15 protein-coding genes are annotated in these 19029 nt (G+C 68.2%); 7 read left to right on the forward strand and 8 right to left on the reverse strand.

The annotated features are described in order from the left end of the window. The first annotated feature begins 60 nt into the window (after nt 1-60). Together V3C34_RS09125 and V3C34_RS17740 are read left to right on the forward strand one after the other, a co-directional pair. Nucleotides 61-1071, forward strand: coding sequence for a hypothetical protein (locus V3C34_RS09125; protein WP_346006816.1), 1011 nt, complete (start codon nt 61-63; stop codon nt 1069-1071). 275 nt (nt 1072-1346) lie between these two features. Continuing rightward, nucleotides 1347-1682, forward strand: a complete 336-nt coding sequence (locus V3C34_RS17740) for a transposase (protein ID WP_428832159.1) — start codon at nt 1347-1349, stop codon at nt 1680-1682. A 272-nt stretch (nt 1683-1954) separates the two neighbouring features. On the opposite strand, the gene V3C34_RS09130 is transcribed toward V3C34_RS17740, so the two are convergent. Then, nucleotides 1955-4486, reverse strand: a complete 2532-nt coding sequence (locus tag V3C34_RS09130; RefSeq protein ID WP_346006817.1) for an NACHT domain-containing protein — start codon at nt 4484-4486, stop codon at nt 1955-1957. Between the two features lie 1001 nt (nt 4487-5487). On the opposite strand from V3C34_RS09130, the gene V3C34_RS09135 reads away from it, so the two are divergent. Next, nucleotides 5488-6618, forward strand: coding sequence for an alanine racemase (locus tag V3C34_RS09135; protein ID WP_346006818.1), 1131 nt, complete (start codon nt 5488-5490; stop codon nt 6616-6618). A gap of 75 nt (nt 6619-6693) precedes the next feature. Here the strand turns inward: V3C34_RS09135 and V3C34_RS09140 are convergent, their stop codons facing one another. Both V3C34_RS09140 and V3C34_RS09145 read right to left on the reverse strand, forming a co-directional pair. Continuing rightward, complete coding sequence (locus V3C34_RS09140; protein ID WP_346006819.1) at nt 6694-8088, reverse strand: hypothetical protein; 1395 nt, start codon at nt 8086-8088, stop codon at nt 6694-6696. A gap of 70 nt (nt 8089-8158) precedes the next feature. Next, the gene (locus tag V3C34_RS09145) at nt 8159-9379 is read right to left on the reverse strand and encodes an MBL fold metallo-hydrolase (RefSeq protein WP_346006820.1); all 1221 of its coding nucleotides are present in this window, start codon (nt 9377-9379) and stop codon (nt 8159-8161) included. Between the two features lie 154 nt (nt 9380-9533). Here V3C34_RS09145 and V3C34_RS09150 point away from each other — a divergent pair, with 154 nt between their 5' ends. Together V3C34_RS09150 and V3C34_RS09155 are read left to right on the forward strand one after the other, a co-directional pair. After that, complete coding sequence (locus tag V3C34_RS09150) at nt 9534-10193, forward strand: hypothetical protein (protein WP_346006821.1); 660 nt, start codon at nt 9534-9536, stop codon at nt 10191-10193. An 81-nt stretch (nt 10194-10274) separates the two neighbouring features. Next, nucleotides 10275-11651: an FAD/NAD(P)-binding protein gene (locus tag V3C34_RS09155; protein WP_346006822.1), complete on the forward strand. Its 1377-nt coding sequence runs from the start codon at nt 10275-10277 to the stop codon at nt 11649-11651. A 48-nt stretch (nt 11652-11699) separates the two neighbouring features. Here V3C34_RS09155 and V3C34_RS09160 read toward each other — a convergent pair whose 3' ends face one another. After that, entirely contained in the window at nt 11700-12716 is a 1017-nt protein-coding gene (locus V3C34_RS09160) for an MBL fold metallo-hydrolase (protein WP_346006823.1), read from the reverse strand. A 52-nt stretch (nt 12717-12768) separates the two neighbouring features. Between V3C34_RS09160 and V3C34_RS09165 the strand changes: the two genes are divergently transcribed. Continuing rightward, nucleotides 12769-13077 (forward strand): putative quinol monooxygenase, encoded by a 309-nt coding sequence (locus V3C34_RS09165; protein ID WP_346006824.1) that lies wholly within the window; start codon nt 12769-12771, stop codon nt 13075-13077. 86 nt (nt 13078-13163) lie between these two features. Here the strand turns inward: V3C34_RS09165 and V3C34_RS09170 are convergent, their stop codons facing one another. The 4 genes from V3C34_RS09170 to V3C34_RS09185 form a co-directional block, all read right to left on the reverse strand. Then, complete coding sequence (locus tag V3C34_RS09170) at nt 13164-14021, reverse strand: alpha/beta hydrolase (protein WP_346006825.1); 858 nt, start codon at nt 14019-14021, stop codon at nt 13164-13166. Then, entirely contained in the window at nt 14018-14968 is a 951-nt protein-coding gene (locus tag V3C34_RS09175; RefSeq protein WP_346006826.1) for a 3-carboxyethylcatechol 2,3-dioxygenase, read from the reverse strand. The genes V3C34_RS09170 and V3C34_RS09175 overlap by 4 nt, the downstream gene beginning before the upstream one ends. After that, a complete protein-coding gene (locus V3C34_RS09180; protein WP_346006827.1) occupies nt 14965-16671 on the reverse strand; it encodes a bifunctional 3-(3-hydroxy-phenyl)propionate/3-hydroxycinnamic acid hydroxylase in 1707 nt (568 codons plus the stop codon). Before V3C34_RS09180 ends, V3C34_RS09175 begins: the two co-directional genes overlap by 4 nt. 163 nt (nt 16672-16834) lie before the next feature. Then, nucleotides 16835-17575: an IclR family transcriptional regulator gene (locus V3C34_RS09185; RefSeq protein ID WP_346006828.1), complete on the reverse strand. Its 741-nt coding sequence runs from the start codon at nt 17573-17575 to the stop codon at nt 16835-16837. Between the two features lie 93 nt (nt 17576-17668). Between V3C34_RS09185 and V3C34_RS09190 the strand changes: the two genes are divergently transcribed. Further along, nucleotides 17669-19027 (forward strand): MFS transporter, encoded by a 1359-nt coding sequence (locus tag V3C34_RS09190; protein WP_346006829.1) that lies wholly within the window; start codon nt 17669-17671, stop codon nt 19025-19027. The last annotated feature ends 2 nt before the right edge of the window (nt 19028-19029 follow it).

Below are 19029 nucleotides of genomic sequence, written 5' to 3' on the forward strand. Positions count from 1 at the left end.
AACTTGCGGGGCGACGCGTGGTGCGCCTAGCGCAGGCTTACAAGAGGCACAGGAGGGGTAGTGCCAGCAGCAAGATACGAACGCTTTCAAATCGAACGGCCAGCTTTTCTCGGAGACGATCATTGGGGTTGCATCGCGGCGGAGCTGGAACGCCTTCATCGCTCGCTGGAGGCGGACGACGACAGCCAAGCTCTTGGTGACGTGAAGTGCTTGGTGGAGTCAGTTGGGCGCGTGGCGTTCGACATTGCGGGAGATCCGGAAAAGCCTGAGGCCGACCTCAAAGGTATTGTCAGTGGAGCGCACCGCCTCCTTGCCGCACAACCTGGACGGGACCTCACTGAGGGGGGCGACTTTGCTCGAATGGCTTCTCAAGCGTCGAAGATGGCGCAAAACCTCGGCGTCATCCGGAACGAGTTCGGAGGCGGTCACGGCAGGGCGCGAAACCCCCGCATCCGTGACGAGATGGTCGACTTGGCGCTCGATGGGGGTTTGACATGGTCGCGGTGGGTTGTTCGTCGCTTGGGAATGTTCTCGGAGGGGAGGCCTGCGTCTCTTATCAGGGATCTCGTGGAGCAGCCAGCCACTTTCCAGGCGGGGGTGCTTCGGCGTCGCCTCGAGGCTGCGAATCTCCCCGCACTCGAGGAGCACCATCAACAGGAACTCGGGGTGGCTGTCGGACAGAGGGTGATGCGGGAGACCTTTGTAGTGAAGTGGGACGGTCTCGATCCGTGTTTGAAGTCCGATGACCTTAATACTTGGCCCGCTGGGTATCGAGTTGGGCTTCTCAGGGGGCTCTGGTTTTCTCCAGAAGGACACCCGACCGTGACAGATGCGTCCATCCGGAACGGGCTGACCGTGCTTGATCCCGTTCCGGACTGTGGGCAGGAGCTTGTTGAACAAGTGATCCGGCTCAGGACGTCTAGCCAGCCCTCCGCCTCACATCAGGAAAATGTGGATCTGGTTGAAACGGCCAGGTGGGTATCGCAGCGTAAGGCCGATCGCCCTAAAAGTGAACGGGCCGCGCTTGAGGAATTGGAGCGCTACCTAACAGATCGTCCCTCCAGCATCTGATCGTCCCCGAACTGACAGTCAGACCTCCAGCAGTCTTGACCAAACGCCTAAGGGGCGTGGCGATAGGACTGTAGGGCAGCCGGGAGGTCAGCCTCCCCAACGTGCCGGGTTCACCACTGACACGACGTCAGCGATCCTCTCCCGAGGCCTGGCACGCGCCATTAGGCGGCCGGCTTGCCGCTCCGAGACCGAGGGCCGTGGTGCGCGAGCACGCTCTTCGTCGAACATGTGCTATCCGCGTCTCGTCCGCCACTTCGTACCTCGCGCGGGGGACCGTGCCGAAGCCGTACCCCGGAGAGTTCCGCGATAATGTGCTTCGAGTCGCGAGGAACCGTGAGCCGGGCGTTCATCTGAAGCGGATCGCTGCCGACTTCGGCATCAGCGAGTCGCAGCTGACGAACTGGATGAAGACCGCCGATGTCGAGGATGGTGTGAAGCCGGGAACGACAGCGAATGAGAAGGCCGAGCTGCGTGAGGCGAAGAAACGGATGTGGCGCCTGAAGCAGGAGAACGCGGTCCTACGCCGCGCGGCGCTACCTGGAGATGCTGCGGGACATCGTCCCTGCGGTCGTCCTCGGTCGACGAGCTGCTGGACGAGACCGCCCGGCTGACCCCCGAGGCCCTGGACCTGCTGTCGATGCAGATCCCTGATGATCCGGCGTGAGTGTGATGCGGTCTCCGGGTACCTCCATCATGGGCGTAGATACGCCAGAGTCGTGGTTCTCCCCGGGCGTAAAGCCCTCTTCTCGCTTACAGCGCTCGCGGGTGTCGCGTAGCCGCCTTTCGCCACTGGAAAGAAGCAAAGAAACTGCAAGCCTCTCCGCTGATGCCTAGTGTCTACACAAACCAGAGGTCTCCTCGTGGTGGGCAAGGCGTTTTCAAACTAACCCTTCGAGAGGAAATCAAGGAATGCCTCGGGCAGTCTCTTGCCGTCGTTATGCAGAAGCCCAAGTTGACCACGGCCTTCAGAGGTTATTTCTACGAGGTCTGAACGACCAAGTGGGGTACGGATCAAGCCGTTCGCCTCTAGGTGTTTGACGAATGCCTTTGCATACTTTGTGTCTGCCGCAGCCGCACCCCTTTGCTCTAGACCTCTGCGCTGTCGATGGCCGCCCTCCAGAATCTTGCTCGAGATCTTCTCCAGGATGGGAAATTTAGGGTGGTGCATCCAGATAAAGTACGGTTCGACCGCATCGGTATTCGCCCCTAGGTAGGTGAGTAGCCCTAGAGCGGGGATTCCTTCGAATCTACGTATCCCATCAGTCGTTTCAGTTAAGATCGAGATGTCGTGGTTTACCCCAAGGAAACTTGCGTTGTCCAGGACTGCGCGCGAAAAATTGACATCGACGAGAACCGCCTCGTCAAAGGTAGCACCCTGCAAATTGGCGTCGTCAAAAGTCACGCTTTCGAGTAGCGATCCACTGAAATCCGATTCTCCCAACTGTCCAGCCTGAAAAGAAACATCAATAAGAACGCAATTACGGAAGATTGCTGAAGCGTAAGAATGCGCCTCGGATCCGCATGACAAGGACATTCCACTCAGCTGCACTCCATCCGCGTGAATGGGGGTGCCCGCAATCCTGTGCAGGCGAGATTCCCCCTGCTCGCCAACGGGAAGCACGTCCCAAACGAGGCTGAGATACGTCCCCACTGCAGGGTGACTAGTAGTGTCTGTCCAAGCCGCTGCTAGTGCGCTTAAGAATGACTCTCCACTGTAACCACTGGATGCGACGAATGCCCGCATAGCATCAGATACCACTGGAGAGGATGTGAGGGCGTGACCCTTACTCAGATCCTCGACCAGCGATTCAGCTACCAGGAATTCCTTGAGTGAATTGTGGGAGAACCGCCAACCGACACTCTCCGCATCCTCGCTTCGCGTAAGCGTGCCTGAGCGCCGAAGGTCCTCGAAAAGGCTGTCGATCTCGGTGACGCGGGCATTTCCTGAGGACCGCCGAATTTGGCGGTCGAATACACGCTCAATAAGCCTACGAAACGCCTCCTCGTCGACTTCCCGTTCGCGGCTCGTGGTCATGTGCACGGCCAGTTTCTGGAGGAATCGTCTACGTTCGTCCATGCCGACACGAGTCGTCTGTTCCAAGTCTCTTAATCCCAATTTATCAACGATAAGCGTATAGACGTGCCACTCGGTCAACTTCACGGCGTCGCTTTCTTGAAGGCTGGTCGCCACTTCAATCAAGTAACTGATAATCACTGGCTTACCCGAGAGGGCAATCTCTGCGCCCTCTCCGGTGGCGCGAAAAACTCGTTGCAGAACATTGTTTACCGTTTCGGCCGCATCTGGCCTGTCCTGTAAAATTCCATTTACGAGTGCTGTCGATTGCTGCGGCGAAAGGTCCTGGAGCGAGCGCTCAAAACGGTCGAGGATGCTGCGCTGAATAAGATTGTCAATTTCACCTTCTCGTGCCACGATCTCGTCGCGGACTTGAACGGCATAGCTCGAGCGAATAGACACCTCCCGATAGAGGTGATCGAAGAGTGACAGTTCCTCGGCCTCTGAGAAGTAGTTCGGACGACTCGTTAGGATGCCACGAACACCGTCTCTCGAGAGCTCGGCCAAGGCCTTCAACGTGCCGCGACGTTCGCGTTGAGAGAGGTACTGCGCCATTTCGTCGTACCCGTCGAGGATCAGCACTACTCTACCGGCCCGAATCAGGGACCAGAAGAATTCAATTGACACGTGGCTAAGGCCGTTGTGGTCTAGGAAATGGTGAAGCAGTCCCTGGGCGTCGAGTTGCTTGGTGAAGTTCCCCAATTCGATCCTGACTGGGATGGGTGCGCTCGGCACTTCCTTGTAATTCTCCAGCCAACGAAGTTGTAGCATACGAGTAAGGGCCGACTTGCCCGTGCCGTACTCACCTACCACTAGTAGCCAAGAACTCTCGACGCTTCCGTGATCGAGCCAATCCTCCATCCACTGCAGTGCATCGTGATCACCATGAGTGTCGGAGAATGTTGGTCGTTCGTACACGCTCGCTAACTGGCGAAGATCATTTGCATGTTTCGATTTCCCTAAGTACAACTCAACGTAAGGCTGGAACTTTTCGAATCGAGCGAAGAGTTCGTCGTATGTTAAAGTCTCAATGCGTGACTCAGACGCGCGCTCACGGACGTCTGCGGTGAAACCCTTGGAACTAATAATAAGACAACTGGCGCCCGGGTCCTTGGCATGGACGAGTGCCAATTTTGTAAGGTCCTTTCCGTACTTTTGGGCGCCAACATACTCGACCGTAACTTCGATATATACATTTGGGGCAAAGGGGTTTCCGATCGGAGTGGCTACCAGATCGATTTCCGCTCCGTGCAGCTTGATTGGTCCTTGGACCAAGTGGTGATTTAGTTCGAAGACCTTAGCGACGGCCAAGGGTAAGGACGTGGGCGTGAATTGAGCCATGTGCGAAGTCTTCCATACCTGTCCGCCCATATGGGTCTAGAGATCTGATCCGGTCTCTTGGTATCGGCGTGCCGCCGCCCGCGGTTCTCTTCATCAACGATGCCGGCCCGCCCAGTCTTCACAGCGGCAGTAGTCCTGTCTCGTCGAGGGCGTCTGCTTGTTCTCGCCCTCGTGCTTCATCGCCCAGAGAAGTTGCATTCTCGTCGCTCCTTGAGTGGGGTCCGATCGGTTAGGGGCTCCGCGGTGCGTCCCCATTCGCCGTGAGCTCAAGGGGCGCCGAGCGGGGACCTCGAGGTCGGCAGACTAGAGCAGCGCTTCTCGATCGGCACTGTGGGCCTATCGCGGAGGTGTCCCGATTGCGGATGGCCCTGTTCGTTTGCTGGCACATGGTCGGGGGAGTACCGCGCCCCGCTTTGGTCCCCGGACGTCGAGCTGTCCGAGGACCCCGTCACGCGGAGCTGGCAGCTGGCCGGGGTCGCCCCGCTGGGCGCCCTCGACCAGCTGGCCCTCCTGCGCTCGTCCTCCGTCGACGAGCTGCTGGAGTGCACAGCGCAGATGACCACCGAGGCGCTGGACCTGCTCCCCTCTGCAGTTCCCCGACGACCCCGTGTGAGCGCACCTCAGGGGTTGGGTGCGGCCCTTCGAGCGGTGGGGCGGGCTGCGCCCGCTCCGTGGGTGCAGGAGATGCGATTGATCTCCGTAACAGACGGTTGCTGCGCAACCTCCTCAGGGACCGTTCGGGGCGGCCCCTTCGAGACGTTGCTGCGCAACCTCCTCAGGGACCGTTGGGTGTGGTCCCTTCGAGACGGTTGCTGCGCAACCTCCTCAGGGACCGTTGGGTGTGGTCCCTTCGAGACGGTTGCTGCGCAACCTCCTCAGGGACCGTTGGGTGTGGTCCCTTCGAGACGGTTGCTGCGCAACCTCCTCAGGGACCGTTGGGTGTGGTCCCTTCGAGACGGCGCTGGCGCCTCCTCAGGGACCGTTGGGGGCATCATGACCCCATGACGACGCTGCCGGACACCCCCTTCGCCCGCGTGGACCGAGCCAAGGTGGCGCGCAACGTCACCCGTCTGCGGGCCCACCTCGGCGACCTGGGCGTGACCTGGCGCCCGCACGTCAAGACGAGCAAGGCGCTCGAGCCGACGGCGATGATCTTCGACGGCGGGACCGGGCCGATCACAGTCTCGACGCTGGCCGAGGCGGAGTTCTTCGCCGACGCGGGCTACACCGACATCCTCTACGCCGTCGGCATCGCGCCCGGCAAGCTCGAACGGGTCGCTCGGCTGCGCCGGCGCGGGGTCGACCTGATGATGCTCCTCGACACCGTGGCGCAAGCGGGGGCGGTCGCGGACTTCGTCGCCGGGCACGGGGAGTCGCTGCCGGTGCTCGTCGAGATCGACACAGACGGGCACCGCGGCGGGGTGCGCCCCGACGACCCGCAGCTCCTCGAGGTCGCCCGGGTCCTCGCCGACGGTGGCGCCGAGGTGCGCGGGGTCATGGCCCACGCGGGCGGGTCGTACTTCGCGACCACGCCGCAGGCCCAGCTTGACGCAGCAGAAGAGGAGCGGCGGGCCACCGTCGAGGCCGCGGAGTGGTTGCGCGCTGCCGGCCACGCCGCCCCCGTAGTGAGCGTCGGCTCGACCCCGACCGCCCACGCCGCGACCGACCTCACCGGGGTGACCGAGGTGCGCGCGGGCAATGTCGTCTTCTTCGACCTCGTCATGGCCGGCATCGGCGTCTGCGCGATCGAGGACCTCGCCCTGTCGGTCGTCGCGACCGTCATCGGCCGCGGGCCGGACGACGCGTCGATCCTCACCGACGCCGGGTGGATGGCCACCTCGAGCGACCGCGGCACCGCCACGCAGGCCGTCGACCAGCACCTCGGTCTCGTCACCACGGACGAAGGGGAGGTCCTGCCCGACCTGCTCATGGTCGGCGCGAGCCAGGAGCACGGCGTGCTCGCGATCCGACCCGGCGTCGAGCGCGACCTGCCCGACCTGCCCGTCGGCACGCGCGTGCGGATCCTGCCGATCCACGCCTGTGCCACCGCCTCCCAGCACGACCACTACGAGGTCGTCGCCGGCGAAGGGGAACCCTGCAGCGAGCGGTGGGAGCGGTGCCGCGGGTGGTGACGTCCGTTCGCTGAGGAGGTTGCGTCCCTTCGAGACGGTTGCTGCGCAACCTCCTCAGGGAGCGGGAGGGCCTCCTCAGCGGGCCGCGAGCGGGAGTCGGCGGGATGCCTCGCCGGAGGCGAGCAGGTCGCCCATCGTCCGCGTGGGGTCGGCGTCCGCGAGGGCGGCCATCTTCGCGTCGTCGACGAGGTGGGCGTCGACGAGCTCACCGACGGCGAACCGCAGCATCGTGCCGTGGGGCAGGCAGTAGTACTTCGCGAAGGTCGGGTCGCTGGCCTGCAGCTCACCGGCGTCGATGTTGCGGATGGCCACCTCCTCCTCGCTGCGCGCGCGGGGCGCGGTGATCCACCAGCCCGAGCGGCGGGTGCCGTCGGCCAGCACCTCGCGGCCGGGCGCGTGGCCCACCCGCTCCATGACGAGCGGCGAGGCGACACCCAGCACGATGTCCTCGAGCGCCGCAGCCTGGATGGCGACCGACTCGTCCGCGCGCGTCGTCTCGCCGGGCACCCCGGACTCCTTGACCGTGAAGGCCTGCAGCACCTGCGTCGCCAGCGGGACGGACAGGTCCGCGGTCGTGCCGCTGCGGTAGTCCTCCGGCGAGGAGAAGTCCGCGCACACGACACGGAGGGTCCCCCCTTCGCCCTGCTCCACGACGAAGGGGGTGTACCCGGACTCGACGCGCGAGCCCACGGCCACCGTCCCCTGCGCGGCGAACTCGTCGAGGACACCCTGCACGAGCGGGGCGAGGTGGGCGGCGGCCTGCGCGGTGAGCGTCACGCCACCGATGGTGGCCGTGAGGGTCTGCAGCGGCTCGGCCGCGCCCGGCACCTCCATCGCGAGGTGACGACCGTCGGCCACCCGCACGACAGAGCCGGTGGGGAGCGTGAGGTAGGGGAGCAGGTAGGGCGCGGTGCCGGCCACGACGCCGGCGATGATCTCGACCTCCTTGTTGCGCAGGAAGGAGCGCTCGGCTGTGCGCACGAGCCAGCCGGAGTCCGTGTCGTCCGCCGGCGGACGGCGCTCGAGGACGAGCTCGTCGGGGCGGCCCTTGTCGACCACGGTCAGCGCCGCCTTGGTGAACATGACCCGGGAGCTGAGGTCGAGGTCGTCGCCCCGCGCACCCGCGCGCTCGGTGGTGTCGGTCTGCGCTGCCTCGATCCACAGCGCGAAGGTCAGGTCATCGGTCGTGACGTCGACGATGTCGTCGCTGGCGTAGTCGGCCGCGGTGAGCCAGTACTCGCCCGGACCCGACTGCCGCAGCCGCCACATCGTGAAGCCGACCATCGTGCGCAGCCCGTCGAGCGGTTCGCCGGCCGCGTGGTACTGCCGGTAGCGCTCGATGACCGGGCGGGCGAAGGGGGCGACCTCGTCGGCGCACCGGTACCGCAGGAGCGCCCCGCCGAGGTCGGCCGCGGGCTGCTCCCCGCGGATGGCATCGGTCGCGGGCAGCGGCAGTGGGGTGCTCGTCATGGGGAGAGTCAAGCGGGGCGAAGGGAGCAGCGCCATGGGGAGCGCTGCCCCCTTCGCCGAGTCCGTCGGCTCAGCCGCGCCGACGACCACGGGCCGGCAGCGAGAACCGGTCCAGGTCCCAGCCGACGGTCACCTGACCGCTGTAACCACGCTGCGCGTCACGGCGCCACTTGCGGATGTCGACCTTGGCGGCGCCGAGGTCGGCGTAGTGCGAGACGACGAGGTGCTTGGCCTCGGCCTCCTGGGCGATCGGGCCCAGCTTGGTGATCTCGACGTGCGACTGGAGCATGTGGTCGAGCGAGGCCTCGCCGATCCCGGCGCCTTCGACCCCGATGGCCTCGTGCACGAGCAGGTCGGTGCCGTGGGCCATCTCGATGAGGTTGTCGGAGTGGCGGGTGTCGCCGCTGAAGGTCACCGACCCGTGCTCGGTGTCGAAGCGGTACGCGTACGCCGGGAAGACCGGGCCGTGCGGCACGAGGGTCGCGTACACCTCGACCTTGTCGTCCGCGAAGATCCGGAAGGGACGCATCCGCGGCGCGGTGTCCTCGTACGTCGCGCCCGTCCCCGCCGGCAGGCCGATCTCGTGCACGTCCATGAGGGTGCGGATGTCCGCGACGTTCATGTCCCGCAGGAAGACGTTCATGCTGTACGCGTACGCGTCGTGCAGCGACTGGGTCATCGCCGCGGTGCCCGGGGTCGGGTTCGCCGGGTTGAGGGTCGGGGCCTCGCCGCCACCGAACTTCGGCTGCAGGCCGCCGGCCGGGCCGGGACCGTAGATCGGGACGGGGCGCTCGATGTGGTCACCCGCCTGGTTCTTGATGTGCCCGCCGAGCATGAAGAAGTTGTAGTAGTCGGCGACGTGGTCCGCGTGCAGGTGGGTGAGGAAGACCCCGGCGATCGACTGGAACTTCAGGCCGGCGGCGGCGAACTGCGTGACCGACGCGCGACCGCAGTCGACGACGTAGGTGCGGCCGTCGACGACGAGGGCGCTGGAGGCGCCGACCTGGTGCAGGTCGACCGGGGGACCGGCGCGGGTGCCGAGGAGGACGAGCTCGACGCCCTTCCCGCGGGGCGGGCGTCCCCCCTTCGCCGTCGTGGCGGGCGCGGCCGCGGCGAGACCGGGGGTGAGGGCGAGCCCGGAGGCCGCCCCGATGCCGGCCATGATCGAGCGGCGCGAGATCCCGAGACCGCGTCGGGCCTCGTCGACGGCTTCCTCGCGCTCGGAGGTGACCGGCTCGTGGGGCAGGTGGTCGCACAGGCACTCGGGACCGTGCTCGGGCAGGTGGGACATGTGGAACTCCTTTGTTCGACGACGTCGCGCGTCAACGTAGGGAGGGCCCGGCGCGCCTGCCGGGGCGTTCGTGAGTGGGGAACGGTTGGGAGATCTACGCCGCCACGGGCACGGAGTCCACCGGCTCCCAGTCGGTCCTGACAGACTCGACGGGATGAGGACCGCCCCTGAGCCCGACGACCTGATGAGCGCCATCCGACAGGGACGTGTCCGGGTGACCGCACGCACCCGGGCGCTCGCGCTGATCCTCCACGGGGGCCGCGCCGTGACACCCCAGCCGCAGCGGCGACGCGACGTCTCCTACCTGCGGATGCTGCCCTTCGCGCCGACGGTCTGGCGCGTCTCCCGGGGGCGGGTGGCTCCGGTGCTCGTCCACAACAGCGACGGCGGGTGGATCGCGGCGTCCGGCAGCGGCGTGGAGCAGACCCGCCTGCTCGCGCGTCGGCTTGTCGAGCGGTACGACCGCCCCGTCGTGCTGCTCGGGCACTCCAGCGGCGGCTGGGCGGCGCTGCGAGCCGGGGGAGAGGACGCGGTCATCGGCAGCGTCGCCCTCGCGCCCTGGGTGGGCGAGCGCGAGCCCGTCGAGCACCTGCGCGACAAGGTCGTGCGCGTCATCCACGGCGAGGCCGATGCCGTGTGCTCCCCGCAGCGGTCGCGCCAGCTCGTCGAGCGCCTGCACGCCCTCGGTGGTGACGCTACCTACCTCGGGATCGAAGGGGGTGGGCACGCCCTGCTGGACGGGCCGTGGCGGTGGCACCAGCTCGCGGCCGGTGCCGTGCTGGAGGTCGTCGAGCGGGCGGAGGGGCTCGGCTGAGCCGGTCGCGCACCGGCGCCGGGCCGTGCTCCAGCGTCTGAGCTCGTTGACCGGGTGCCGGAGGAGGAGGACGCTGGTCGGGTGGCCACCATCACGGCCGACTACGTCGTCGTCGGCGCGGGGGCGATCGGCATGGCCTTCACCGACGCGCTCATCGCCGATGCCGACGTCTCGGTGGCCCTGGTCGACCGGCGCCACGCGCCCGGCGGGCACTGGTTGGAGGCCTACCCCTTCGTGCGGCTGCACCAGGCCTCGGCCTTCTACGGGGTGGCCTCCACGCTCCTCGGCGGGGGGCGGGTGCAGCAGCACGGTCCCGAGCGCGGGCTGCACGAGCGGGCAACCGCCGCCGAGATCCTGGCCTACTACGAGACCGTCCTCACCGAGCGCCTGCTCGCCAGCGGACGGGTCACCTACCTGCCGGGGTGCGAATGGACGGGTGATGGGCGGTGCGTCTCCCGCATCTCGGGGGAGTGGCACGAGCTGCGTGGCCCCGCCCGTATCGTCGACGCCCACTACCTCTCGCCCCGGATCCCGGCCGAGTCGATGCCCCCCTTCGCCGTGGACGTGGGCGCCAGGGTCATCCCCGTGGGTGAGCTCGGGCGGGTGGCGGATGCGCCGTCCGAGTACGTCGTCGTCGGCTCGGGCAAGACCGCGACCGATGCGTGCATCTGGCTGCTCCAGCGCGGGGTCGATCCGGACCGGATCTGCTGGGTGCGCCCCCGTGACCCGTGGATGCTCGACCGCGCCAGGATCCAGCCCGATCCGCAGGTCTTCATCGGGGCCGCCGCCGACGTCATGGAGGTCGCGGCCACCGCGGAGACCGTCGACGACGTCTTCCTCGGACTCGAGGAGCGCGGGGTCCTGCTGCGGATCGACACCAGGGTGATGCCGACGATGGCCAAGACACCGACCCTGGCCCGGTGGGAGCTGGAGCTGCTGCGCTCCGTCGAGCACGTGGTCCGGCTCGGGCACGTCCTCGCCGTCGAGCGGGGTCGCTTGGTGTGCACGGAAGGGACGGTGCCCATAGGCCCCGACGCGGTGGTCGTGCACTGTGCCGGAGCGGGACTCCCGCAGCGGCCGCTGGTACCCATATGGCGGCCCGAGGTGATCACCCTGCAGCCGATCCGCACCGGCTTCCCGTGCTTCGGTGCCGCGCTCGCAGGTCACGCCGAGGCGACGATCACCGAGGATGCGGAGAAGAACCGGCTGTGCCCCCCTTCGCCGTACTCCGACGACCCGACCGACTGGTTGGCGATGCAGGTCATCGGCGCACGGGCCGGGGCCGCCTTCACCAGCGACCCCGACCTGAAGGCGTGGGCGGACACCGTCGCGCTCAACCCGGCCCGCTCTCCCGCGGACTTGGCCGGCACCCCGGCGATGCAGGAGGTGCTGGGGCGGCTCCGCGCGCACGTCGGACCGGCCCTGACCCGGATGGCCGCGCTCTCCGGGGTGACCTGACGGGACCCTCGGGCCAGCGACGGCTGGTGGATCGCGCTGCCGTGCTGCTCAGCTGTAGCGCCACACCCCGTCGAGCGCGCTCTCCCGCACGCGCCCCTGGGCCGCCAGCACCTGCAGGTGCGCGAGGGTCTCGGTCGTCGCGAGCATCTGGTTGAAGGGGTCGAGGTCGTCCAGGTGCCGCTCGTGGCGGGTCCAGCGCAACGCCCGGGCCGCGTCGAAGCCGGTCGAGGCGCCGGCACGCACGACGGCCTCGGTCTGCGCCAGCCGCGTCTCGTGGTGGGACAGCAGCTCCTCGACCCGGCGGTGCAGGCTCCCGCCGGCGGGGCCGTGGGCGGGCAGGAGGACCCGGTCCGGCTCGGCGAGCATCGCCGCGAGTGAGTCGAGGTAGTCGGCGAGCGGCGTGGCCGCCGGCTTGGCCTGGAAGCCGATCGACGGCGTGATGTGGGGCAGCACGTGGTCGCCGGCGAAGACGAGGCCGGCGTCGTCGTCGAAGAAGACGACGTGCCCGCTCGTGTGTCCCGGCGTCGCCTTGACGCGCAGCGAGCGGCCCGCTGCAGCAACGGACTCGTCGTCGACGAGCCACCGATCGGGGTCGGTCCACAGGTCGAGGTCCACGGGCTCGTGCGGCGCCCGCTCGATCTCCTCGAGCACCGAGTCCGCGCCGGCGGCGACCAGCAGCGTGCGCGCCCCCTCCAGGCCGGGGGCCTGGCGGATCGCCTCCAGCTGCGGGGCCTCCCCTTCGCCCAGCGCGACGAGGACGCCCGCGCGCTGGCGCAGGCCCATCGCCATCGTCAGGTGGTCGCGGTGGTGGTGCGTCACGAGGCACTGCTCGACGTCCTGGGTGCTCAGACCCAGGGCGCCCAGGGCCTCGTCCAGCGCACGCTGCGCCACCTCGATCTCCCAGCCGCCGTCGACGAGGGTGGGCCGGTCGTCCCCGATGACCGCGTAGACGTTGACGGCCTTGAGCCCGTCCATGGGGAGGGGAAGGGGGATCCGGTGCACCCCGGGGGCGACCTCCTCGGGTCCCGCGATCGTCCAGTCCTGCTGCGTGGCGCGCTGACTCATGTGCCCCAGTCAAGCACGTCGACCTGATTCCGGATTCACCTATGGTGGAGGCATGATCAACGTCATCGCCCGCATCAGCGTCCAGCCCGAGTCCACCGACGAGTTCGAGACGGCCGTCGCGACAGCCCGTGCCTCCTTCCTCGCCGACGAGGGGTGCCTGCGCTACGACCTCCAGCGCGTCGCCCGCAGCGAGGGGGACTACGTCCTCCTCGAGGCCTACGACTCCAAGGACGCCCTGCGCCGGCACGGCGCGATGGACGAGTTTGCCGCCTTCGGTGAGGCCATCGGCACCCTCGTCCAGGGCCCGCCCGAGGTCACCGTGCTCTCGCCCGTGGGCGACCAGGTGGGCCTGGCGCTCTGAGCGCACCTCGCAGTGGACTCCGGCAGGAACGCCTTCGGCCCTGACTCGTACTGCGAGTCAGGGCCGAAGGGACCAGCAGAGCTGTGTCAGCTGGTGCGCAGGAAGTGCAGCACCTGGTCGGTGAACTCCTGGGCGTGCTCGGTCTGCAGCCAGTGGCCGCAGCCGTTGATGAGGTAGAGCCGGGAGTTGGGCACGAGCGAGGTCAGGCGCAGCGAGTGCTCGAAGTGCACGACGCGGTCGTCGCGGCCGTGGAAGAGCAGGGTCGGCACGCTGATCTCGCGCAGGCGGGCGTGGTCGAGCTCGACGACGGGCTTCTTGCCGGTGCCGTCGATGAAGTTCTGCGCGTGCTCAGGGTGCGCGAGCACGGTGTCGGCGCGGCCCTGGATGAGCTCGTCGGTCGCGTTGGCCGAGTCGAAGGTCATGACCTGCACGAGCTCCTTCATCGTCTCGAAGGAGGGCTGGCGGTAACCCTTCTGCAGGACCTTCAGCCCCTCGGTCAGGCCGGCCGCCCCCATGAGCGTCGGGGCGCCGGAGGAGGAGCCCATGGTGATGAGGCGGTGGACCCGCTCGGGGTGCTCGTAGCCGAAGCGCAGCGTCGTGCCGCCACCCATCGAGTTGCCGATGATCGTCGCCCGCTCGATCTCCAGGGCGTCCATGAGGTCGAGCAGCGCGGTCGAGTGGTCGCGCTCCTGCCAGGTCACGGGGTCCGACTCGCCCCAGCCGGGCATGTCGACGGCGATGACCCGGTAGTGCTCGGCGAGCGCGGGGATGTTCTGCGAGAAGTTGCTCCAGCCGGTCGCGCCCGGGCCGGAGCCGTGCAGCAGGAAGATCGCCTCGTCGTGCTGCGTGCCGGCCTCGTTGATGTGGATCGTCCAGCGGCGGGTGCTGACCATGCGGCTGGTGGACTCGTAGGTCAGCTCGGTGGTCTCGGTGGTGGCGGTCATGCGGTGATCTCCTTGGTGCGTGCGGTCATGACGCCGAAGCCGGCGATGAACTCGCGGATCGGTCGGTAGTACTCGAGCTCGACGGCGTAGTCGCCGACGGCGGACAGGGCGCTGAAGGCGGTGACCCAGGAGCGCACCTCGTGCGAGGAGTTGCCCGCGGTCGCGGCCATCTCGTCGGTGTCGTAGTCGTCGAAGGCGGCGACCTCCCCTTCGCGGCAGACCCGCAGGAACTGCGCGTCCCACTCCGGGTTGAGGTCGAGGATCGTCGCGGTCCCCGCGGCGAAGGCATGCGCCGTGTCGACGACGCGCTGCTCCCGGGCGGCGCGCGCCTGCGGGGTCGGGTTGCGCCCGTCGAGCAGACCCGCGCGCACCTCGGGGGTGGCCGTGGCCCACTGCGGCACCGGCGGGTCGTGGCTCAGGCCGCCGGAGGCGATGACGAGGATGCGCTCGGGACGACCCGCGGCCCAGCGGCCTATCGACTCGCCGAGCGCGCGGATCCGGCGCATCGGGACGAAGGGGGCGGCCACGCCGTTGACGAAGACGGGGATCGTCGGGACGGTGTCGATCGCCCCGAAGATCACCTCGAGCGGCTGCACCGCACCGTGGTCGACGCCCATGGCCCGCGAGATCGTCAGGTCGATGTCCTCGCCCTGGACGTGCCGGGCGAGGTCCTCAGCGATGTCGGCCGGCACGTCGAGCGCGCCCGACGCGGTGCCGTAGTCACCCAGGCCGTAGGCGCCGAGCCCCAGGCAGAAGGGCGGCATCGTGTCGTAGAAGAAGCCGTTGTAGTGGTCCGGCCCGATCGTGATGACCAGCTCCGGGTCGACCTCGGCGACGAAGGCGCGCACGGCCTCGAAGGCACCGTCGACCTCGGCCCGCACCTGCGGGTCCACCTCGACCCGGTGCAGCAGGGGTGTGTGCGACATCGCGACGAGGGAGAGGCTCATGCCGCGACCTCCGCCAGCTGCACCGCCGGGACCGCCGTCGCGCTCATCGCCGTGCGCAGCGCAGCAAGCGCCCGACCCGACTCCTGCGCCAGGCAGGTCGCGCCGACGAAGCGGTCGGGCCGCAGGAAGACGACACCGACGGCGTGCTTGTCGAACCAGCCCTTGAGCGCGCCGTCGACGTCACCGACGACGAGCGTGCCGGACCCCGCGTACTCGGCCTCGGCCCACGGCCGCTGCGTCTCGGACATGAAGGAGACGAAGCGGGCGCCCATGTGCCGCAGCTGTGCCCGCTCCTCGTCGGTGAACAGGCGCGCCGGGTCGTTGCCCCACGCGGCGACCGTCCACCACGTGCCCGTGACGTCGTCGAGACGGGCGCCGGTGTGCTCGGCCGTGTTGACCCGCGGCTGGGGGAACTGCTTGCCGACGGGCGTGGACTTCTCGACCGCGTTCTTCACGGTCATGAAGCCGGAGGTGCGCTTGCGGGGCTGCTCGCCCGCGACCAGCGTGTCCGGGGCGACGACGACCCCCTTCGCGTAGAACGGCATGGGCTTGAAGCGCATGTCGGCGAAGTAGTCCTTGACCCGTGGGCTGAGGTTGAGCGCCCGGGACGCGAGGTCACGCGCCCCGCAGACCACGCGGTTGGTCGGCTTGATGATGTTGCCGAAGGTCATCGACAGGTCGATCATCGCCTTGGCGTGGTCGTGCCGCTCGGTCTCGAAGGTGTCGAGGAGCGAGTCGTGCGCCTGACCGGCAAGGACGGTCGCGAGCTTCCACGAGAGGTTGGTGGCGTCGCGCATGCCGGAGTTCCACCCCTGGCCCATCCACACGGGCATGAGGTGGGCGGCGTCGCCGGCGATGAGGACGCGGCCCTGGCGGAACCGGCTCGCGATCCGGCCGTGGTGGGTGAAGACGCGGCGGCGGATGACGTCGAGCGTCGAGGAGTCCGGGACGTGGTCCTCGAGCAGCGCGGCGACGAACTCGTCGTCCTCGACGCGCTCGCTCGGCTCGTCGTCGAAGAGCATGAACTCCCACCGGCGGATGCCGTGCGGCAGGCCGATCGAGACGTACGGCCGGGCCGGGTCGGCGCCGAGGTAGACGTTGGGCAGGCCGAGCGGGTCGTTGCGCACGTCGATGACGACCCAGCGGGTCGACGGGGAGTGGCCGACGAACTCGACGTCCATGCGCTTGCGGGTCGGCGAGGAACCGCCCTCGCACCCGACGACGTACTGCGCGGTGATCGTCTCCTCGCGCGTCGTGCCGTCGGCGTCGGTGACGGTCGCGACGACCTCGACGTGGTCGCCGAGGTCGCGGGTGTCGGTGACCTGGTGACCGAAGCGCACGTCGATGTCGTCGAAGCGGGCCAGGCCCTCGAAGAGCTGGCGGTCGACGAGCGGCTGGATGAAGCCGAACTTGCGCGGCCAGCCGAAGGGCTCACCCTGCGGCGCGTTGGTGATCATCGTCTCGCCCTTGCCGTTGACGAGGCGCATCACGTGATGCGGGATCGTGTACGGGCGGACGCTCTCGACGAGGTCCATCGTCTGGATCGAACGCATCGACTCGTCGTCCAGGCCCACACCGCGCGGGTAGTCGATGAGGTCGCTGCGGGTCTCGAGCACGATCGCGCTGCGGCCGTAGCGGCCCAGCAGGTTGGCCAGGGCCAGGCCGGTCGGGCCGGCCCCGACGATCACTACTTCGGTCTGCATGTCACCACTCCTTCGGGGTCAATCGGCACACCGTCGCAGCGCGACGCGACCCGCCCCACCCGATGTGCCACCGAGTGGCACGTGCCCGAGATCCCCGACGCTCCCTGAGCCCGAGATCCCTGACGCTCCCTGAGGAGGTCGCGAAGCGACCGTCTCGAAGGGGCTACCGACGCATGGCGGCGCTCGCCCGGGCGCAGACGTCGAGCAGCAGCGGCTCGTAGCCGGCGCGGGCCACGCTCGTGGGCCCGGTGAGGGCGAGGGACGCGACGGCCCGACCGTCCGCGTCGGTGACGACGGAGGCGACGCTGCTCACCCCTTCGACGTACTCGTTGTCGTCCACGCCGATCCGTGAGCGGGCCACGCGGGCGAGCTCCACCCGCAGCTCGTCGCCGTCGGTGATCGTGCGGTCGGTGAAGGCGGTGAGCTCCGAAGCGCACACCAGGTCCGCCGCCTCCCGGTCGAAGGCGAGCAGGACCTTGCCGAGCGAGGTCGCGTGCGCGGGAGCGCGCCCGCCGATCCGCGAGGGGGAGTGGGCGCGGTGCACGCCGTGCAGCTTGTTGAGGAAGACCAGCTCGCCGTCCCGCAGCACACCGAGCTGGCAGGTCTCGCGCGTCTGCTCGTAGAGGACGGAGAGGAAGGGGGTGAGCCGCTCCTGGACCTTGGCGACCAGGGGTTCGTCCGGGAGGACCAGGTGAGAGCCGAAGAGCGGTCCGGTGCGGTAGTGCTCCCCGCGCCGCTCGACGGCACCGCTTGCCTCGAGTGTGTGGAGCAGGCGGAAAGCCGTCGACTTCGGGATGCCGGTGCGGCGCGCCAGCTCGCTGACGCCGAGCCCCTCGCCGCCGAAGTGGTCAACCATCGCCAGGAGCTGGACCGCGCGCTCGACCGAGCTGACCTGCTTGGGCATGCCCCCATCGTGCCACCACGTGGCACGGCCGTTGGTCGCCGGCCGGCGCCGTCCCGCCAATGTACCCAGTACCCCTGACTTGGAGGCCCCCTCTTGATCAACGATGATCTGACCACACCCGCGACGCCCGCGGCCCTCGTGACGACGACCCCGCGCGAGCGGCGCCGCGCGCAGGGTTCGAGCTTCATCGGTTCGGCCGTCGAGTACTACGACTTCCTGCTCTACGCGGCCGCGGCCGGTCTCGTCTTCCCGGAGCTCTTCTTCTCCGACCTGGACCACGGCACCGGGGTCCTGCTCAGCTACCTGACGCTCTTCACGGGCTACGTCTCCCGGCCCATCGGTGGCCTGCTGTTCGGCCACTTCGGCGACAAGATCGGCCGCAAGCGGATGCTCGTCATCACGCTGCTCGTCATGGGCATCGTCTCGATGGCCATCGGTGTCATGCCGACCGCCGCGAGCATCGGCCTGGCCGCGCCGATCCTCCTCGCCGTGCTGCGCCTCGTTCAGGGCCTGGCCGTCGGTGGTGAGTGGGCCGGCGCGATGCTCATGTCCGGCGAGCACAGCTCCTCGAGCACCAAGGGCTTCGGTGCCTCGCTCGCGATGGCCGGCGCCCCCTTCGGCGCCGTCATGGCCACCCTTGTCCTCGCGGTGACCTCCGGGGTGGCCGGCCCGGCCTTCACCGAGTGGGCCTGGCGCATCCCCTTCCTCCTGTCCGCCGTCGTCGTCGCGGTCGGCCTCTACATGCGCACCCGCGTCTCGGAGAGCCCGGAGTTCGAGGCGGCGCGCAAGCGCGGCGAGGTCCACACGGGCCTGCCGATGGCCGTGCTCTTCACGCAGTACCGCTCGACGATCGTGCTCGGCAGCCTCGCGGTCATGGCGCCGCTCTTCATGCAGGGCCTGCTCGCGGTCTTCATGGTCCCCTACGTCGTCGAGGGCGGCGCGATCTCGCGCGAGGCCGCGCTCTACATGCTGACGCTGAGCAACTTCGTGCACATCTTCACCATCCCGGCCTTCGCCGCGCTGAGCGACCGCCTCGGCCGCAAGCAGGTCATGGTCGGCGGTGCCGTCTTCTCCGCGGTCGCCGTGTGGCCGATGTTCATGCTCTTCAGCAGCGGGGACGCCACGCTCATCACCATCGCCTTCCTCGTCGGCAACCCCTTGATCCAGGCCACGATGTACGGCCCGGTCGGCGCGTACCTCTCCGAGCTCTTCGAGCCCACCGCCCGCTACTCCGGTGTGTCGCTGACCTACCAGCTCGGCTCGCTCCTCGGCGCCGGACTGGCCCCGCTCGTCGCGCAGCGCCTCGTGGGCGGGCACGGTGACACGGCCGGCCTGGCGTGGTACATCGGCGCGGCCTACGTCATCAGCGGGATCGCGGTCGTCCTGTCGCGCTCCGCGGCACGGCGCAGCGGGCGAAGGGTGGAGGTCCGGGAGGACGCGCTCGTCGGCTGATC

Origin of the sequence: Janibacter terrae, from assembly GCF_039636765.1 — a bacterium.
Taxonomy (GTDB): Bacteria; Actinomycetota; Actinomycetes; order Actinomycetales; family Dermatophilaceae; genus Janibacter; species Janibacter terrae.

Bases quoted from the DNA above. Each gene is read 5' to 3' on its own strand.
- V3C34_RS09130 (WP_346006817.1), bottom strand. From the start codon at position 4,486: ATGGCTCAATTCACGCCCACGTCCTTACCCTTGGCCGTCGCTAAGGTC.
- V3C34_RS09135 (WP_346006818.1), top strand. From the start codon at position 5,488: ATGACGACGCTGCCGGACACCCCCTTCGCCCGCGTGGACCGAGCCAAG.
- V3C34_RS09140 (WP_346006819.1), bottom strand. From the start codon at position 8,088: ATGACGAGCACCCCACTGCCGCTGCCCGCGACCGATGCCATCCGCGGG.
- V3C34_RS09145 (WP_346006820.1), bottom strand. From the start codon at position 9,379: ATGTCCCACCTGCCCGAGCACGGTCCCGAGTGCCTGTGCGACCACCTG.
- V3C34_RS09150 (WP_346006821.1), top strand. From the start codon at position 9,534: ATGAGGACCGCCCCTGAGCCCGACGACCTGATGAGCGCCATCCGACAG.
- V3C34_RS09160 (WP_346006823.1), bottom strand. From the start codon at position 12,716: ATGAGTCAGCGCGCCACGCAGCAGGACTGGACGATCGCGGGACCCGAG.
- V3C34_RS09165 (WP_346006824.1), top strand. From the start codon at position 12,769: ATGATCAACGTCATCGCCCGCATCAGCGTCCAGCCCGAGTCCACCGAC.
- V3C34_RS09170 (WP_346006825.1), bottom strand. From the start codon at position 14,021: ATGACCGCCACCACCGAGACCACCGAGCTGACCTACGAGTCCACCAGC.
- V3C34_RS09175 (WP_346006826.1), bottom strand. From the start codon at position 14,968: ATGAGCCTCTCCCTCGTCGCGATGTCGCACACACCCCTGCTGCACCGG.
- V3C34_RS09180 (WP_346006827.1), bottom strand. From the start codon at position 16,671: ATGCAGACCGAAGTAGTGATCGTCGGGGCCGGCCCGACCGGCCTGGCC.
- V3C34_RS09185 (WP_346006828.1), bottom strand. From the start codon at position 17,575: ATGCCCAAGCAGGTCAGCTCGGTCGAGCGCGCGGTCCAGCTCCTGGCG.